This window comes from uncultured Virgibacillus sp. (genome assembly GCF_947495635.1).
GTDB classification, from domain to species: Bacteria; Bacillota; Bacilli; order Bacillales; family Amphibacillaceae; genus Virgibacillus; species Virgibacillus salarius.
The window spans coordinates 1-17,229 of sequence record NZ_CANMAB010000053.1 but is presented as its reverse complement, the minus strand read 5'-3'; the positions used below and the strand labels follow the sequence as shown (position 1 = coordinate 17,229).

Here is a 17,229-nt window from a genome sequence, read left to right as displayed (position 1 = left end):
GGTCAGTGAAATAACAGGACTTATGACTTCCTATATAGAATTATGGAGTTAAAGTAATTATATAAATAAACTTAATTATTCAGAGGTGTGAAAACAGGCAAAAAAACTGAAGAAATAAGAGACTAAGACAGCTTGCATGGAAAACACCTCACACTATAGTTACTTTAATAATGTACTAGAAAAAAAGGTACTAATAGAAGCCTAGTTGAGATAGTATGTGGTTTAGGCTGGATAGCTCAATCCATCAAGAATCACCCGTACTTTTTGCATATTTTATTCCAAAATAAACTAATGTAAGTACGAAAACCGATATCCAAATCCATTGATTTTCTACAATAAAAATAAGCATAGCAGCAATAACAATTACGGTTAAATCTAATTTCTTTTTTATATTTTTTTGAGTTAGTATAAAAATTATTATTAAAACAGCTATAACTGAAGCAATTATATGAAGTTTCATTATTCTAGATCCCCTCCCACCTTCTATTTTTATAGTAAGCCGATTAGTGGATATTATCAACAAAAAAGAGGAAGGAAAAAATTTTAAAAAGAGGTTTTATCATTTTGGCTTGCGGTAATTTTTCATCCCCCTTACATAAATTATTTCGTTTTTCTTTAATTGAATAGTAATTCCAGAATTGCAATTAATATAAAACGTTCTCATATTACCCCAACGAGTATAAATGAATTCTTATATTATTAATTAACAACTGAATTATCAATAACATATTCATATAATTCTACCTTCTTTTTAATCAGTTCTCCACATATTTTTCTGTATACGGCGGTTATATCTAAACTTCGTTAGCAAAATGCTCCTCAAATTCCTTTATTTTCCCCTCAACATTCTTAGTATATCCCTTTAGCCTCATAGACTTTTTCAATACTCATTGGCTTTTTGGAGTCAAATAAGCCATTATAAGCAAATACTGTTAAATCCACTTTGAAGGAACACTTATTAGAATTACAATGCTTTTCTTTTTTATTTTTATGGTAATCATCTCCTATATATCTTGTCTTCTTTTATAATTAATAATGTGAGAACTTTTATTCATTTATTTATGTTTTTTAGCAAAAGTAGATAACTATGAATTTTGTGGAATCGATATTTATGCAACTATGTTTGAAGTTTTGTGAACCAACTGAAAAGACCAATTAGGTTAGTACTAATTTTAAAAAGTAGGCTTATGTCTTAAACATAGGTAGATATCCATACATATCATAAAACTGTTATGAAATTAAAAAAACTCTGGAGGAATTTATATGTACGATACAATGTTTAATCAGAATCATTTGTCCTATCAAACGGATCAGAGTCATTTGCCTTATCATAAAATTATTAAAACAATCCAACATTGTGAAGCTGTTTGTGAATCTACCATATATACAATTCTACAAATGGATAGTTCTAGCCATAGAAATGAACAATTAAGACTACTGAGGGACTGCGCTGATATCTGTACGTTAACTGCTAAGAGTATTGCACGTAACAGTTATTTTGCAAAATCTATTGCATCGTTATGCGCACAGATTTGTGAGGTTTGTGGAAATCATTGCTTACAACACCCTGATCAGCAATCACAATATTGTGGTAAAACTTGCTTACATTGTGCTCAAGAGTGCCGTAATTTTGCAATAAACATGTAGTTTTGCACATATTCTAATCAGATATCTCCTGAAGAGGGAGAGTTAAGGGTTAAGGGAAGTTTAGATAAGGAAACTCTGAACTAGACTCTGAGTATACAAAGTTATATTGAAATCCACCCTGTCAAGTCAGTCAGTGTAAATAATAAAGGTTGTCTAGGCGGCCATTGCCCTATATTCCATAGGGCTTTTTCCATTTAGTCGTTTTTGTTGATATTTTTTCGTGATAACATTGGATATAAGCATAATAGTTTTAGTCAGTGTTTCATACGTGTGATAATCCTTTTGATGTAAATAACACTTTCTACACTTTAACACCCTAACCTGTTGACGAATAGATCTTGGATAAATGTCCGATTGGTTCAAAGGCCTTTAGGTCATACCCTTGTGGTAATAACAATCCGTGGTGGATAAACAAAACTCCCAACTGATTAAAGTTTCACTTTATCATAATTAATACCTAAGACGCTTGGACACCAAAATAATTAAATCCAATTCTTAACTAACGGAGCATAATTGTTGAAAAGAATAATCATGGCGATTATAATTCAATTATTCAATTAAATAGTTGAATAGATAAGAAGGTGATTTAAATTGTTAAATGAAAGAAATCTAAAAAATTTATTGTATCAAGAATTTGCAAGAATAGGTAAAAGTCTTTCGAGCCCAAAGCGCTTAGAAATTCTTGACATACTATCTCAAGGTCCTAAGTCGGTGGAAGCATTATCAAAAGCAACTACTATGTCTGTGGCAAATGTATCTCAACATTTACAAACTCTTACTAATTCCAGGTTGGTAACGTTTCAGAAAAAGGGGAACTACGTAATCTACGAATTAGCAGATGTAGCCATTTCGAACTTTTTAACTTCTCTTCATAATTTGTCAGAAAAACAGTTTGTACAGGTACAACAAATAAAAGAAGAATTTTTAAATGCTCATCTTGGTATGGATGGGATTACTCTTTCAGAACTTAAAGAGCGACTGGAAAAAGGTGAAGTAGTATTATTAGATGTTCGACCAAAAGAAGAATATGAAAAAGCTCATATTCCAGGTGCTATTTCGATACCAATTGAAGAATTAAGGGAAAAACTCTCTTCTTTACCAACCAATTATGATGTTGTTGCTTATTGTAGGGGGCAGTACTGCCTGATGTCGGTCGAAGCAGTAGAAATTTTAAAGAATAACGGTATAAATGCCCATCGTTTAGAAAACAGCGTTCAAGATTGGCATCAATTCCAAGACAAATCAACTGGGGAATTAAAATGAAATTAGGAATCATTTTAGAAACAAAAGAATCAAAAAAATTCTGGAATGCTTTTAGGTTTGCCAATACTGAATAACAAAAGATCATAACGTTCTTTTTAATGGGTGAAGCCGTTGAATGTGAAAGCATGGAACATGGGAAATTTAATGTAAAAGAGCAAATGAATAAATTTGAAGAGTTAGATGGCGAATTATTGGCTTGTTGAACATGTTTGAAATTAAGATTTTTAGATGAAACAACTTCTTGCCCAATCTCTACGATGAATGATTGTGTAGAGCTTGTAGAATGGGCTGATAAGGTTGTGACTTTTTATGAGATAAAAATTGGAAAGAAGGTGTTTCATTTGTCTACTAAACTAAATGAATTGGCACAAGGATGTTTAGATAATCCAGAGAACCAAAAAAAATTATATAAACGCACATTAATCATTGTAGTTATCTCTCAAATGTTTGGTGGAGCAGGATTAGCTGCTGGAATAACAGTTGGGGCGTTACTTGCAGAACAAATGCTTGGTACCAACTCATTTGCAGGGTTACCAGCTGCTTTATTTACGTTAGGATCGGCAGGAGCTGCATTAATAGTAGGAAGACTTTCAAATCGTTTTGGAAGACGTATGGGGCTTGCGTCAGGCTTTATAACGGGCGGACTTGGAGCATTAGGTGTTGTAATTGCAGCCATCATAAATAGTGTATTTTTATTATTCATTTCTCTACTCGTATATGGGGCAGGTACTGCAACTAATTTACAAGCCCGCTATGCTGGGACAGACTTAGCAACTAACAAGCAGCGCGCCACTGCTGTAAGTATAGCGATGGTTGCCACCACATTTGGTGCAGTTGCGGGACCGAATTTAGTTGATATTATGGGGGATGTTGCTGTTTTTCTTGGTATTCCAGAATTAGCTGGCCCGTTTATCTTATCCGCAGTCTCATTTATATTGGCAGGTCTTGTGCTTTTCGCTTTTTTACGTCCTGATCCATTTATTATAGCGTTACAAATAAATACGAATAAGCAAAATTCGGAACCTATTGAGAAGAAAAAAATAAATAAAAAAGGAATTACAGTTGGTGCTACCATTATGGTACTAAGTCAAATTGTAATGCTTGCAATTATGACAATGACTCCCGTTCATATGGGAAATCATGACCACAATTTAAGTGCCATCGGACTTGTGATTGGCTTTCATATCGGAGCTATGTACCTTCCTTCCCTCTTTACGGGAATTCTTGTTGATAAGATTGGTCGTCCTGCCATGGCGATTTCTGCTGGAGTTACATTACTCCTTTCGGGTGTTATAGCAGGGGTAGCACCAGGTAATTCTGTATTTCTTCTAATTGTTGCTCTTTCTTTACTTGGATTAGGATGGAATTTCGGATTAATTAGTGGAACAGCTCTGATTGTTGATTCAACAGAAGCTTCAACTCGTGCCAAGACTCAAGGCACAGTGGATGTTTTTATTGCTTTAGCTGGAGCTTCCGGTGGAGCCTTGTCAGGGATGGTTGTTGCTGGTTCAAGTTATGAAACGTTATCGTTTGCTGGAGGGATTTTCTCCTTAATACTCATTCCAATTGTGATCTTATCTCGTGAAAATAAAGAATAACCTTCCTATTTGTTTAGGAATTTAGGTGAGGAGTAGTTAGTGTCTAACCATCCTAACTAATAATGATAGACATTAACTACTTTCTAATAGTCTCGGAAATTATAAAATTAGCCCATATGGATAAATATGGGCGTGTTGAGCCACGTCCAGCTCTACCGCCTAGAAACGATGTGACTTCATGAATCACCTACTATAAGTCATCATCAGCTCGCAAGCTCACCGTGATTCCTTTATCTCCGTTGACTCGCTCCAGTCGCTACGTTTCTAATCGGGAGTTTGCGCTTTTGTTCATTATTAAAATATGCGAACCCATAATAAGTATGAGCTTTAATGTTAGTGTGAGTAATCTTATTTTTCATTTGTTGCGGAGACAATCAACATCATAGGTCTACGAAGTTCGTCTTTCATTCCTGGAACATTTATCATGTTTTCAGGAGGCATAGGCTCTACGATTCGATTAATATGAAATCCATTCTTCAGTAAACCATCTACATACGTGGTTAATGTTTTATGGTATTTAGTTACATTTTCTCCTAAAAAATTCGTCGCTCGCTTGCCTTCATAAAAATAGTTATCTACTGGAAAATGAGCAATGGAACCATCTTCACTATAAATCCAGTCTTGATTCCCATCAGAAGTAAAAATAGGATGTTCCACTGAATAAACAAAAACCCCATCACCTTTTAAGTAACGATGAACATTTTTAGCTATATCAGAAAAAGATTCAATATAATGTAAAGTTAGCGAACTTAGAACAATGTCGAAGGTATTTTCCGCAAAAGATATATCTTCAATGTCTGAATGGATATACTCTACTTTTTTGGATGTTGTTTGTTTTTTAGCAACCTCCAACATTTTTTCAGACAAATCTACCCCTACTACAGAACTTGCTCCTTGTTCTAAAGCATAGATGCAATGCCAACCATAACCACATCCTAAATCTAAGACTTTCTTTCCTTGAAAATCAGGAAGTAATTTCTTTAAGGTTTGCCACTCACCCGCTCCCTCTAGCCCTCTTTTGCTCCGATCCATTTGGCTGTATTTTTCAAAAATGTTTTCATTATCGTAGTCGCTCTCTTTCATTGTTCATACCTCCATGTAATTTTTAGCTGTTTTTGGAAATTACATGGAGTACTTCTCTTTTGTGTACAATCATTAATATCACCTACTTCCTTATTTTTATGTAGATTATACCAGTTTAATATTTCAAATCAAAAGTCAAATCGTAGTTTTTATACCTAAGTTACATCATCAGCATTAATAATTTGTATACCTTCTACTTATAGTGTTAATTAATTATGTTAGTGAGCTGATTTATAGAAAAGTTTATAAAAAATTTATGTAATCTACATCATAGTCTTACAAGGAGATGTATTAAAGGTACAATAATTAGATTAAGAAAAATTCCAGTTAAAACGTTTAAGAGAATTCCTGATTATACCAGGATTATCACTTTTATTCTGAAGGAACTAAGAGTGGAATACCATTATCAGCGGACTTCACCCTATTAGGACGGCGCACATAGAAAAACTAACCCAAGCAAATTTCTGCCTGGGTTATGTTCAATCAACTATAATGTATTCCTTTCCCTAACCAAGCTGCTGCACTTTCGAATAGTGCTTCAGATACAGTTGGATGTGGGTGGATCATGGACTCCATTTCTTCCACAGTTCCTTCTAAATGTATGAACGATGTAGCTTGGCTAATCATTTCGGTTACATGTGCTCCAACCATAACTACCCCAAGAATTTCACCATACTTCTCATCAGCAATAATCTTCATAAATCCACTGTTTTCTCCTGCAGCAATCGCTTTACCATTTGCAGCTAAATCAACTTTCTGAGTTTTAACCTTATATCCAGCCTTCTTTGCTTCTAGTTCGGTCATCCCTACGCTAGCAACTTCAGGAAATGTATAAATACATCGTGGCATCGGTAAGTCTTTTTTATGTGTAATTCCCAGAATATGATTAACAGCATATATTCCTTCTTGACTAGCTGCGTGAGCTAACTGATATCCGCCAATTAAGTCACCAACTGCATATATTCCACTAACAGAAGTTCTTAAGTTTTTATCGACTTTAACAAATCGGCCATCAAATTCAACGGACAATTCATCTAAACCGATTACATTCGGTACACGGCCAACTGATAGGAGTACACTATTCGTTTCAAGCCCAACCTTTTCTCCGTTTTTCTCCATTTCAACCACAGTAGGATGAACGTCTTTAAAACCTGTGATTTTAGTATTCGTATGGATTGTTATTCCCTTTGCAACCACCTGTTTTGTCAAGAATGCGGAAGCATCGGGGTCTTCAGTAGGTATTATTCTATCGGCCATTTCTACCAGATCAACCTTTGTGCCTAAACTATTAAACACACAAGCTAGCTCTAGGCCGATTACTCCTCCACCAACAATAACCATATGGGAAGGAACTTCTTCAATATCAAAAATAGTATCGCTCGTATAATAGTTTATTTTATCTAATCTTGGTATTTCAGGAACAAATGGTTGAGAACCAGTTGCCAAAATAACATTGCTTGCTTGGAGACTCTCCGTACCTTTACCTATATCTACCGAAATAGTTTTATCATCGCGAACCGTACCAAAACCTTGATAAAAGGTAATCTTATTCTGACTCAGTAGTCCTTTAATTCCACTGCATAATTGTTTTACAACTTTATTCTTACGGCTCACCATCTCTTCCATGGAGAAAGAAAAATCATTAACGGTAATACCGTAGCAACTAGCGTTTTTAATTTGATTGAATGCTTCTGCATGTTTTAAGAATGTCTTTGATGGGATACATCCACGGTTTAGGCACGTACCACCAAGGTCTCTTCCCTCAATAAGAGCAACAGAAAGACCTGCGTTAACTGCACGAATAGCAGCAACATAACCACCAGGACCACCACCGACAATAACCAAGTCAAAATTTTTCATGTCGTTTCCTCCTAAACCAATAGGCTATATGGATCTTCTAAAGATTCCTTTAGCTCCGTTAAGAATGCCGCAGCCGGAGCACCATCAATTGCCCGATGATCAAATGATAGACTTAGAACCATCATTGGAAGAATCACAACTGAACCATTAGCTACTACAGGCTTCTCTACAATTCTACCAACTCCTAAAATCGCTGTTTCTGGTGGGTTGATGATGGGGGTGAATCCATCAACTGCATACATTCCTAGATTACTAATCGTGAAGGTACTTCCTCTCATTTCATCAGGAGTTAACCTGTTATCTCTAGCTTTAGCTCCTAACGTCTTACTTGTTTCTGTAAGCTCAGTTAATCCTTTTTGGTTAGCTTGTTTCACAGAAGGAACAATCAATCCATTCTTTACAGCAACTGCTAAACCAATGTTCACTTCATTGTTCATCACGATTTCGTCACCAACTACTGAAGCATTTACTTTAGGATGATTTTCAAGAACATACGCAACCGTCTTCATGATAATTTCTGTATACGAGAGACGATATCCAGTTTGACGTTCGATTATTGGTAATAATGCCTTACGCAATTCCATAGCTTTTGTCATGTCAACGTCACTTGTAAGGGTTACATGCGGAATCGTACGAACACTATCCATCATCTTATCCGCAACCGCTTTACGTAAGCCTTTTAGTTTTACACGCTCACCTGTGGCATGAGTATTTGAGCTAGATCGTGCTTCTTGAGACTCAACAAACGCTAGGACATCCGCTTTTTCAATCTTGCCACGTGGGCCCGTTCCAGTAACCTGACGGAGATTCACACCATTTCCCTTAGCAATTTTCTCTGCAAGTGGTGTTACAAATATTTTATTTCCATTCACATATGTCATAACGTCTAATTCATGTACTCTTCCTTTAGGACCAGATCCTGAAACCATGCTTAACACTACATTATTTTCATGAGCTATGCGACGAGCTGCAGGTGTCGCACGCACTCTCCTATCATTATCCACCACTTCTTGAATTTCTTCCTTAGCAGTTACACCTGAATTTGAATCCGCATCATTCCTAGTTGGCGAAGAATCCATCGTTTCATCTTCTCCTGACTCCCTACCGACAACTTCCGGAGGTGTATCAGAAACTTCTTCTCCAGCTTCACCTATATATCCAACAACCGCATTAACTGGAGCTTCATCATCTACATCGTAGTATCGCTTCAACAAAATTCCTTCTTCATAGGATTCAACTTCTATATTAATCTTGTCTGTCATGATTTCAAAAAGTGGTTCACCGACTTCAACCGAATCCCCTTCTTCTTTGAACCATTGAAGTACGGTACCAACTGCCATCGTACTACTTAATTTTGGCATAAAAACCTCTTTCGCCATGATACCCCCCCTTAAACCTTGTTTAAAGTTTCTTTTGCAGCTTGAATAATATTCGATACTTGTGGAGCATGTGCTTTTTCAAGATCTGGATGATATGGCACAGGAGACGGTGCTCCACCCAGACGTTTAATCGGAGCATCAAGATAATCGAACGCTTCACTTTCTGCAATCATACTAGCGATTTCACCACCGTATCCACCTCGTTTAACCGCTTCGTGAACCACAACCACACGTCCTGTTTTCACTACCGATTTAATAATGGTTTCTTCATCTAACGGTACTAAAGTACAAGGGTCAATCACCTCTATACTGATTCCTTCTTTTTCAAGTTCTGCTGCTGCTTCTAGTGCACGGTGTACCATGATTGCTGTTGCGACAATAGTGACATCAGAACCTTCTCGTTTAACATCCGCTTTACCTAATGGCAGACTATATGCTTCTTCAGGCACATCTGAAGAAGTTTTGTATAATAATTTATGTTCATAAAAAATAACAGGATTGTCATCATCCATTGCGGCCTTCAGTAATCCTTTTGCATCATAGGCAGTAGAAGGTTGAACCACTTTAAGCCCTGGAATATGCGTTACCCATGCTTCTAAGCTTTGAGAATGCTGTGCAGCAGCACCTGTTCCAGAGCCACTTGGAGTCCTCACTACCATTGGGACCTTTCCTTTTCCACCATACATATAACGAATTTTCGCCGCTTGGTTAACAATTTGATCTAATGCTATCGTAATAAAATCTGAGAATTGTAATTCAAGAATTGGTCGCATACCAGTTAGTGCTGAACCTACTGCAGCACCAGCGATACCTGCTTCGCTAATTGGAGTGTTACGAACACGCTCTGGGCCAAATTCCTCTATCATGCCGCGTGTAACACCGAACGCTCCACCATAAACACCGATATCCTCCCCTAAAATAAATACATCCTTATTTTTACGCATTTCTAGACTCATTGCTTCACGTACTGCCTCTAAATAAGTTATCTCTCTCATTTGATTTTCCCTCCTATGCATAAACGTCTGTTAACAAGTCATCTAAAGTTGGCATCGGACTTTCTTCTGAAAACTTAACTGCATCTTCTATTTCTTTCTTCGCAGCTAAACGAAGTTCTTCTGCTGTTTCTTCCGTAAATAAACCAGCATCAATTAAAACTTGCTTGTATCGTTTGATTGGATCTTTCGCACGCCATTCTTTTTCCTCTTCACGTGTACGATATTTCTTCGCATCACTCTTCGAATGACCTTTCCAGCGATATGTTTTGGCTTCGATAAGAGTTGGACCATCACCACGACGAGCACGTTTGATCGCATCATCTGTAACATTCATTATTTCTATAATGTCATTTCCATCAGCAACAACACCAGGAATGCCATAAGCCTTTGCTCGTGTTGCAATGTCGTCCACATTGATCATTTCTTTAACAGACCCTGACATTCCATATTGATTATTTTCACAAACAAAAATAACGGGTAAATCCCAGATAGAAGCTAGATTTACTGCTTCATGGAAGCTTCCTTCGTTCGTGGCTCCATCACCAAAAAAGCAAACGGTTACATAATTCAGATTCTTCATTTTAGCAGTTAAAGCAGAACCTACAGCCAAAGGAATACCACCTGCAACAATTCCGTTTGCTCCTAAGTTCCCCATGTCAACATCCGCGATGTGCATGGATCCACCTTTACCTTTACAATAACCAGTTGTACGACCAAACAACTCTGCCATCATTTTGTCAGCTGTTGCACCTTTAGCAATACAATGCCCGTGTCCTCTGTGTGTGCTCGTGATTTTATCATCAATATCTAATAATGCACAGACTCCGGATGCACTTGCCTCCTGTCCCACAGCTAAATGGGTGGTACCATGAATCATGCCTTTGGCAAAAAACTCATCTACTTTTTCGTCAAAATAACGAATGAGCCACATTTGTTTATACAAACCTACTAACTTTTCGTTACTAATCTTTGGAGCTAATAACTTCTCTTCTGTCAATTTCAATTTCATTCACCCCTATTTTTTACAAATGTTCTTTATGGTTACATTTGTAATAATCATAGTATGTTTAACTGCTTGCGTCAAGGGTTTTAATGCGATATCATTAATTTTTTAATTATTAGTAGTGAAAGCTTAGGTTTATCTGCTTTGTTTCTATTAATATAAAAAGAACAAATTTTGAAATGGTGGTTGGTATACTTCCCCACAAACAATGATGGAACAAAGCCACAATCGCTCGATTAGAAATGTAGCGACTGGAGCGAGTCAATAGAGATAAAGGAATCACGATGTGCTTACGAGCCAATAATGACTTATCTTAGAAAGATGCGTGAAGTCGTCTAGTTTAGGCGCTGGAATTGAACGTGGCTCAACACGCCCATATTTATTCACATGGTTAAAATTTATAATTTTCTTCATTTCCTAAATTAAAATAAAGCCTATTCCATAGGCTACACTGTAGCGGATCCCTCCTTGCTGTTAAGTGATATCTTTCTCCAGATTTATAAACAAAAATTACGGTACATTCTCTATCTACTACTAACTACGATTTAGCTAAACTACTAGTAAATACAAGACAATACTTGCTTAACACGAAATAAACTTCCGTTAAGGATTAACGAAAGTTTATTATTATCTTAACTATTTAATTTCTGAAGGACTTTATCATACATTTCGTCGATACCCATTCCCGTTAATAATGGTACTCCATCTATAACTTTTTCTTTAACGTTTTCTGGTACAAGTGTAGTGGAAATTATTACATCATAATCATCAATTCTTCCTAGTTCATCGCTTATTTTAGACTGATGTAGAGAAACTTTATCATCTAGATTATTGTCTTTAAGCCATTCTTTCACCTTTCCAGTTACGACAGTTGACGTTGCAATACCGGTACCACACATAATTAAAAGTTTTTTCATCATGAATACCTCCAGTTTATCTTTTATTATTGTCCATAAGATGTTAGATAAAAATCATTACATTGCTCTATGATTTCACTTGATAGAGGATCGATATTCGGTTCTTGTAATAATGCATAAAAAGCATATTCAGCAGTCTCTTCTAATATAACCGCAGCCTTTAATGCTTTGTCAATAGACTCACCAATAGTAAAAACCCCATGGTTCTTCAATAATATTGCTGGTGATTCTCCGATGTTTTGAACAATTTCTCTACCAATCTCTTCACCTCCTATAGAAGCAAACCCAGAACATGGAACACGATGTTTAAAAATGTTAGCAGCAGTTGTTGTATAACTAGGAAGGTCTCTTCCTCTTATAGCAAAGCTTGTTGCAAAAGGAGAATGCGTATGAATTACACTATGGATATTTTCCATATGTTTATAAACATATAAATGGCTTTCTGTATCTACGGATGGTTTAAGATCCCCTTCAATTACCTCTCCAGCTAAGTTGACTATAACCATACTTGCAGCAGTCAAGTCATCAAAATCTACACCACTAGGTTTTATAATTACTCGATTAATACCAGGAATACGATAACTAACATTCCCGCTCGTCCATCGTACTAAGCCATTATCCTTAAGCTTTTTGTTTGCCTGACAAATTTCTTCACGTAATTCAGAGTACACACTATGCCACTCCTTCATTAGAGGATTTTAGTTTTTGCTTCGGTTTGATTTTATTCACATAGATTAATCCTAAAAGAATAACTAAGCCTAATGCACCAATACCATACCAGCTAAATACTTTAGGTAACCAGACGAAAACAAATGTTGTCCAAACGGCACCATCTACAAGTGCAGAGATACTTGTGTTTCCTCCCATATCAAAGTTGGCAGCAACTGCTGAATTTGTAAATAGCGGTGCTACCCAAGTAGCAATATATAAACCAACAGCAATATAAACAGAACCAGCAATTACTGTACGAACGATGTTCCCTTTAAAAATAGGAACCATTAAACAGATTAAGAAAGGAATTGTTGCCAAGTCACCAAATGGCAATACGGTGTTACCTGGTAAAAATACTGCTAAGAACAGTGTAACTGGAACAATGATCAATGATGCAGATAATACAGCAGGATGACCTACAGATAACGCACTATCCATACCGATATATAAGTCTCTTCCTGGGAAACGTTTTTTAACAAAGTTCCCCGCAGCCTCAGACACTGGTGATAATCCCTCCATTAGTAATGCAACCATTCTTGGCATTAACATCATGACAGCTCCGGTTTGTACAGATAGCTGTAATACTTCCGAAACATTGTAACCTGCTAAAATACCGATAACTATACCGATTAAAACACCCATTACAGTTGAATCTCCGAAGATTCCCATTCTTTTTTGGATAGATTCTGGATTTGCTTCTAATTTATTAAATCCCGGAATTCTATCAAATAACCAGTTAAAAGGTAATGCAACTAAAAATGACGGTGCAGATGCCCCATGAGGGAAAGTAATATTTTTAAAACCATAAAATTTCTCAATATATTTTGCAAGTATATCTCCTAAGAAAAAGATCAATAGAATGTGAACGATAATCGTAAAGATACCTAATCCAAAATCTCCCGTAAGTGCATAAACTAAAGATCCAGTGAATGCACAATGCCAGTAATCCCAAACATCAACATTTAACGTTCTTGTTAAACCAATACCAAGTAGTATCACATTTGCTGCAATACCAAGTGGGATTGCTAAACTACCTAAAGCAGTACCATATGAAATAGCAGCAGCAGCAGGCCAACCAACATCAATGGTATTTAGTTGGAAGCCAAAGTTGTCAACCATGGACTGTGCAGCTGGTCCTAAACTATCCGTTAATAGTCCAATTACTAGGTTTAAACCAATAAAACCGATACCTACTGTTAATCCAGAGCGAAATGCTTTTCCTGGCTTAGAGCCTAGAACCAACGCAAAAACAAAGATAATGATTGGTAGCATAACGCTAGCTCCAAGATCCACAAACCATTGCAAGTAATCCATAATATTCCTCCTTATGCTAAAAAGAGATTAATTAACATGTACTTCTTTTGTAAAACGTTCTATCGTAGTAATTACTTGTTTCTTCGTAGAACAATTCATTAACATTTCTGAAAAACTATTATGTTGAATAAGACCTGTTATTTTCTGTAATACTTCTAGTTGATTCTCAGGTTTTTGTAGTGCAAGCATAAATACTACGTTGACTTGTACATTTGCATCAGCCATTCCCATCTGTCGAAAAGTGATTGGATTTTTCAGTATACCAATACCAATTGCTTCCTTTTTGACATGTTCAGCATCAGTATGTGGTAATGCTACACCTATGGTTTCCGTAGCTAGACCTGTCGGGTATTCAACCTCTCTTTGTTTTATTGCAGTTAAGAAGCTGCTTTTGACGAAATCTTTCTGATGCAACACCGTAAACATCCCTTCAAATAACTCATCGGTATGATTCACGTCTAGAAAGAAAACCAGGTCTTCACTAATTACGTTATTCATTTCCAATTTACTGCCTCCTTTTCCTAATTAATTGTAAACCCTTTCATAATAGAGGTAACGAAAATTACATTTGTTACAAATAGTTACATTTGTAACAAATGATACCCCTTCCTCTTTCAATTGTCAATACAATTTTCATTAGGTTTGCTAGACGATTTACAAACAAATAAACTCTTTAAAAATTAAAGAAACTTATGGTTTCGGTCTAGTTTTACCTGAGGAATTGGTTGATAACCAAGGTTTTCGGCTGTTGTGCTTAAAAGGGAATCAATAATAGCTTAAGCTTTTCAAGGGATCACTAAGGGAGATGCGACACCGGTACAAGGGTCACGTCATTTTTGATTACGTCTATTAATATGTTTTGGAGAGTGTCTACACTTTAGAAATATTCATTGGAAATGGCTAGGTGAGGCACACCTCATAATGAAAAACGTGTTTTTTGTTATTCTAAAATCAACAAAAAATAACATAGGAACTTTACTGTTTGAGTTATCTCATTCACATAATGCGTTCATTTGCCAGCGTCGCCAAGTTTCCTTCATGTAGGGATAGCGTCAGGAAGATGCGGATTTACAACGTTAAGCAATAGGTACTACCAGCTTTTTGACATAAAACTAACGTTAAGACACTTTTTGGAAAATAAAACCCTGATTTATCTACGCCAAGTAGAAGAATCAGGGTTTTATTTTAATTTTTTATTTTCAAACTTTAGTTCCATACATTTTTCAACTTTAGATAAAAGATATAATGATCATTTAAAATTATCAAAAGTACAAAACAGATCACTTATTGGCAACGGAGACCATTAGTAATCTGTTTTATGATGTCTATTTTAAATCATCCTTTTAGTAAGTAGAGAGATTTCCATCCCGCCTTTTATCTCTTTATTTTCTAACAACAGGGATCCACATTTCACCATATACTAAGCTGTCTTGCTGTCCCATCACAACTGCTGCATTTGGACCACCAACATAGGATACATCCGTTACTTCCATCAGGACTTCACCAAAGGCAATACCAGTAAGCTTGTTACTCAACTCTTCATCTGTATTCGCTTCCCCTTTAACAACGATATATTCCCCTTTAGGAAATTGAATAAGTCTAGTTGCTTCTGGTAAGGATTCCTCCGTCATGACACCAGCATAATGCATCATCTTATTATTCACTGCTTCGTTTACAACAAAAATGTAGTCATTTGTTGCAACAGTTTTTAGTTTATCAAGCCTTCCATCTTGATTGACAGCTTGCCAAAAATCTGCCTTTTCCTTAGTAATACCAGCATAGTCTGTGTAATCACTCTTAAGCTCTATTCCAATACCTAAAACAGTAAAACTGTCCTTTTCTTCTAAAGTATAATTTGCCATTTCAAAATTCCTCCTTTTTAATTAAACAAAAGATTTGTTTTTTTACTTGCTGAGTTTATAATAACATTGAATCATGTCAAAAAATGATACTGTTTAGGAGGTCACAATGAAAAAAGTTGAACGGATTAATACCATCATGCGGTATATTAACAACCGCTCCTACTTTACAATTTCTGAAATTATGCGGGAATTTAACATCTCTCGTTCAACTGCTATTAGGGATATCAGAGAAATTGAAGCTATGGGGATGCCACTTGAAGCAGAGGTTGGAAGAGCTGGAGGTTATTCTATCATTAACAACTCTGTTCTACCTTCTATTCACTTTACCGATAATGAAGTAAAAGCACTTTTTATTGCCTTTATGGCCTCAAGAAATCAACAACTTCCCTATTTAAAAAGTCGACAGTCTTTAGCTGAAAAATTGCTAGGCCTCATCCCAGAAAACCAACAAGAAACCCTAGTTTTATTAAATCAAATCTTGCTTTTCGAAGGTACCAATCCCAATAATCCTGATTTACTTGATCTGTCAGACCTCCCTCATCCTATGTTAGAAAAACTCATACAACTCCTTCTTTTGGATAGCCATTTATTGATTACCATCAAAGAAGGGAGGGTAATAAAGTCATATCCAATTTATCTCTTGCATCTTTATCGTGAAAAAAGCTTATGGCAAATTGAGGGATTTGACTTAAAAGAAGAAAGGAGGAGGGTTTTTCCTGTCGATCACCTCACCAATGTAAAACCATACCCCACAAAAAAAAGAGTAAATAAGAAAAAGGTTTTAGAAATACTAAGTAAGCAGGAAGAAGCAATCAACCTTGTCATCGAATTTGGTCCAAAGGCAATTGCCCAGTTCAAAAAATACCATCCTTTAAAGTTTTCAATTTCCTATACGAATCCCTACCAAGCCACAGCCGTTCTGAAGACTTTTATCGATATTAATATGCCCGAAGAATTGAACGATATAACAAATTGGCTTCTTTTCCTAGGTGAGGATATTAAATTCAAGGAAGTTCCAGAAGAAGTCTTAGAAAGTTTACAAGAGAGATTATGCTTATACTGCCAATAAGCGTGGCCAGTTAAAAGCTCAGTAATTTTGAGTTTATCTAGTTCCACGTTATCTTCTATTTCAGAGCCCCTAAAGATAAGGGAGTGTAATATTAACTGTGTAAGTAAGAAATGCATACGTTTTCTTACTTACACAGCTTTTTATTTGGTAGAATACTAACTATAAAGCTAAAAGAGCGTTTTAAATGGGGAAATCTAAAAGTGATCCTAACTCCGTAGAATTAGCTAACAAGATTATTGAACAGTATCAACCTGAAACGATAAAAGATTTGCAAATGCATTAAAAGACATATTTGGTCTATGTTTGAGACGATATTAAAAGGCAAAATGGACCTCACTAAAAGCTCCTCTTATGAGGGGCTTTTTTAAAAGTTAAGAAAGTATAAAATCAGTGCAATGACTGCGTTAAGCCGAGTAGTTATTTTGAAATGTTTGATGTATATTGGCAATGTTCCGACTAATTACTTCGCTTTCCGCGGGCACGGCCTCAACTAACTTTGCAAAGAAGAACACGTTGCAAAGTGGATTT

15 protein-coding genes and 1 pseudogene are annotated in these 17,229 nt (G+C 36.1%); 5 read left to right on the top strand and 11 right to left on the bottom strand.

What is annotated here, in order from left to right; translation table 11 throughout:
* Nucleotides 1-244 precede the first annotated feature (244 nt).
* The gene (locus Q1A47_RS12315) at nucleotides 245-460 is read right to left on the bottom strand and encodes a hypothetical protein (RefSeq protein ID WP_034679495.1); all 216 of its coding nucleotides are present in this window, start codon (nucleotides 458-460) and stop codon (nucleotides 245-247) included.
* 803 nt (nucleotides 461-1,263) lie between these two features.
* Here Q1A47_RS12315 and Q1A47_RS12310 point away from each other — a divergent pair.
* The 3 genes from Q1A47_RS12310 (at nucleotide 1,264) to Q1A47_RS12300 (ending at nucleotide 4,508) form a co-directional block, all read left to right on the top strand.
* Nucleotides 1,264-1,647, top strand: coding sequence for a four-helix bundle copper-binding protein (locus tag Q1A47_RS12310; protein ID WP_026682507.1), 384 nt, complete (start codon nucleotides 1,264-1,266; stop codon nucleotides 1,645-1,647).
* Nucleotides 1,648-2,238: 591 nt separating this feature from the next.
* Entirely contained in the window at nucleotides 2,239-2,910 is a 672-nt protein-coding gene (locus Q1A47_RS12305) for a metalloregulator ArsR/SmtB family transcription factor (protein ID WP_121605158.1), read from the top strand.
* A gap of 209 nt (nucleotides 2,911-3,119) precedes the next feature.
* On the top strand, nucleotides 3,120-4,508 hold the full coding sequence (locus Q1A47_RS12300) for an MFS transporter (RefSeq protein ID WP_246484826.1): 1,389 nt from the start codon (nucleotides 3,120-3,122) through the stop codon (nucleotides 4,506-4,508).
* Between the two features lie 348 nt (nucleotides 4,509-4,856).
* On the opposite strand, the gene Q1A47_RS12295 is transcribed toward Q1A47_RS12300, so the two are convergent.
* The 10 genes from Q1A47_RS12295 to Q1A47_RS12250 form a co-directional block, all read right to left on the bottom strand.
* The gene (locus Q1A47_RS12295) at nucleotides 4,857-5,591 is read right to left on the bottom strand and encodes a bifunctional 2-polyprenyl-6-hydroxyphenol methylase/3-demethylubiquinol 3-O-methyltransferase UbiG (RefSeq protein WP_166530737.1); all 735 of its coding nucleotides are present in this window, start codon (nucleotides 5,589-5,591) and stop codon (nucleotides 4,857-4,859) included.
* A 483-nt stretch (nucleotides 5,592-6,074) separates the two neighbouring features.
* Complete coding sequence (gene lpdA, locus Q1A47_RS12290) at nucleotides 6,075-7,451, bottom strand: dihydrolipoyl dehydrogenase (protein WP_166530736.1); 1,377 nt, start codon at nucleotides 7,449-7,451, stop codon at nucleotides 6,075-6,077.
* Nucleotides 7,452-7,462: 11 nt separating this feature from the next.
* Nucleotides 7,463-8,830, bottom strand: coding sequence for a 2-oxo acid dehydrogenase subunit E2 (locus Q1A47_RS12285; protein WP_166530735.1), 1,368 nt, complete (start codon nucleotides 8,828-8,830; stop codon nucleotides 7,463-7,465).
* 11 nt (nucleotides 8,831-8,841) lie between these two features.
* The gene (locus Q1A47_RS12280) at nucleotides 8,842-9,825 is read right to left on the bottom strand and encodes an alpha-ketoacid dehydrogenase subunit beta (protein ID WP_026682503.1); all 984 of its coding nucleotides are present in this window, start codon (nucleotides 9,823-9,825) and stop codon (nucleotides 8,842-8,844) included.
* A gap of 13 nt (nucleotides 9,826-9,838) precedes the next feature.
* On the bottom strand, nucleotides 9,839-10,834 hold the full coding sequence (locus tag Q1A47_RS12275) for a thiamine pyrophosphate-dependent dehydrogenase E1 component subunit alpha (protein ID WP_051388427.1): 996 nt from the start codon (nucleotides 10,832-10,834) through the stop codon (nucleotides 9,839-9,841).
* A gap of 626 nt (nucleotides 10,835-11,460) precedes the next feature.
* Entirely contained in the window at nucleotides 11,461-11,745 is a 285-nt protein-coding gene (locus Q1A47_RS12270) for a PTS sugar transporter subunit IIB (protein WP_026682501.1), read from the bottom strand.
* 26 nt (nucleotides 11,746-11,771) lie between these two features.
* Nucleotides 11,772-12,416: an L-ribulose-5-phosphate 4-epimerase gene (locus Q1A47_RS12265; RefSeq protein WP_166530734.1), complete on the bottom strand. Its 645-nt coding sequence runs from the start codon at nucleotides 12,414-12,416 to the stop codon at nucleotides 11,772-11,774.
* Between the two features lies 1 nt (nucleotide 12,417).
* Nucleotides 12,418-13,770, bottom strand: a complete 1,353-nt coding sequence (locus Q1A47_RS12260; RefSeq protein ID WP_200862580.1) for a PTS galactitol transporter subunit IIC — start codon at nucleotides 13,768-13,770, stop codon at nucleotides 12,418-12,420.
* A gap of 27 nt (nucleotides 13,771-13,797) precedes the next feature.
* A complete protein-coding gene (locus tag Q1A47_RS12255) occupies nucleotides 13,798-14,268 on the bottom strand; it encodes a PTS sugar transporter subunit IIA (RefSeq protein ID WP_226983657.1) in 471 nt (156 codons plus the stop codon).
* Between the two features lie 884 nt (nucleotides 14,269-15,152).
* Nucleotides 15,153-15,632 carry a GyrI-like domain-containing protein gene (locus Q1A47_RS12250; RefSeq protein ID WP_166530733.1) on the bottom strand — a complete coding sequence of 160 codons (480 nt, stop codon included), beginning with the start codon at nucleotides 15,630-15,632 and terminating at the stop codon, nucleotides 15,153-15,155.
* A gap of 106 nt (nucleotides 15,633-15,738) precedes the next feature.
* Between Q1A47_RS12250 and Q1A47_RS12245 the strand changes: the two genes are divergently transcribed.
* Both Q1A47_RS12245 and Q1A47_RS12240 read left to right on the top strand, forming a co-directional pair.
* Nucleotides 15,739-16,701, top strand: coding sequence for a YafY family protein (locus Q1A47_RS12245; RefSeq protein WP_166530732.1), 963 nt, complete (start codon nucleotides 15,739-15,741; stop codon nucleotides 16,699-16,701).
* 184 nt (nucleotides 16,702-16,885) lie between these two features.
* A pseudogene (locus Q1A47_RS12240) lies at nucleotides 16,886-17,033 on the top strand (IS256 family transposase); the annotation flags it as partial.
* Nucleotides 17,034-17,229 lie beyond the last annotated feature (196 nt).

Coding starts and splice junctions, on each gene's coding strand:
- Q1A47_RS12295 (WP_166530737.1), bottom strand. CDS start 5,591: ATGAAAGAGAGCGACTACGATAATGAAAACATTTTTGAAAAATACAGC.
- Q1A47_RS12255 (WP_226983657.1), bottom strand. CDS start 14,268: ATGAATAACGTAATTAGTGAAGACCTGGTTTTCTTTCTAGACGTGAAT.
- Q1A47_RS12285 (WP_166530735.1), bottom strand. CDS start 8,830: ATGGCGAAAGAGGTTTTTATGCCAAAATTAAGTAGTACGATGGCAGTT.
- Q1A47_RS12315 (WP_034679495.1), bottom strand. CDS start 460: ATGAAACTTCATATAATTGCTTCAGTTATAGCTGTTTTAATAATAATT.
- Q1A47_RS12280 (WP_026682503.1), bottom strand. CDS start 9,825: ATGAGAGAGATAACTTATTTAGAGGCAGTACGTGAAGCAATGAGTCTA.
- Q1A47_RS12260 (WP_200862580.1), bottom strand. CDS start 13,770: ATGGATTACTTGCAATGGTTTGTGGATCTTGGAGCTAGCGTTATGCTA.
- Q1A47_RS12310 (WP_026682507.1), top strand. CDS start 1,264: ATGTACGATACAATGTTTAATCAGAATCATTTGTCCTATCAAACGGAT.
- Q1A47_RS12245 (WP_166530732.1), top strand. CDS start 15,739: ATGAAAAAAGTTGAACGGATTAATACCATCATGCGGTATATTAACAAC.
- Q1A47_RS12275 (WP_051388427.1), bottom strand. CDS start 10,834: ATGAAATTGAAATTGACAGAAGAGAAGTTATTAGCTCCAAAGATTAGT.
- Q1A47_RS12270 (WP_026682501.1), bottom strand. CDS start 11,745: ATGAAAAAACTTTTAATTATGTGTGGTACCGGTATTGCAACGTCAACT.
- lpdA (WP_166530736.1), bottom strand. CDS start 7,451: ATGAAAAATTTTGACTTGGTTATTGTCGGTGGTGGTCCTGGTGGTTAT.
- Q1A47_RS12250 (WP_166530733.1), bottom strand. CDS start 15,632: ATGGCAAATTATACTTTAGAAGAAAAGGACAGTTTTACTGTTTTAGGT.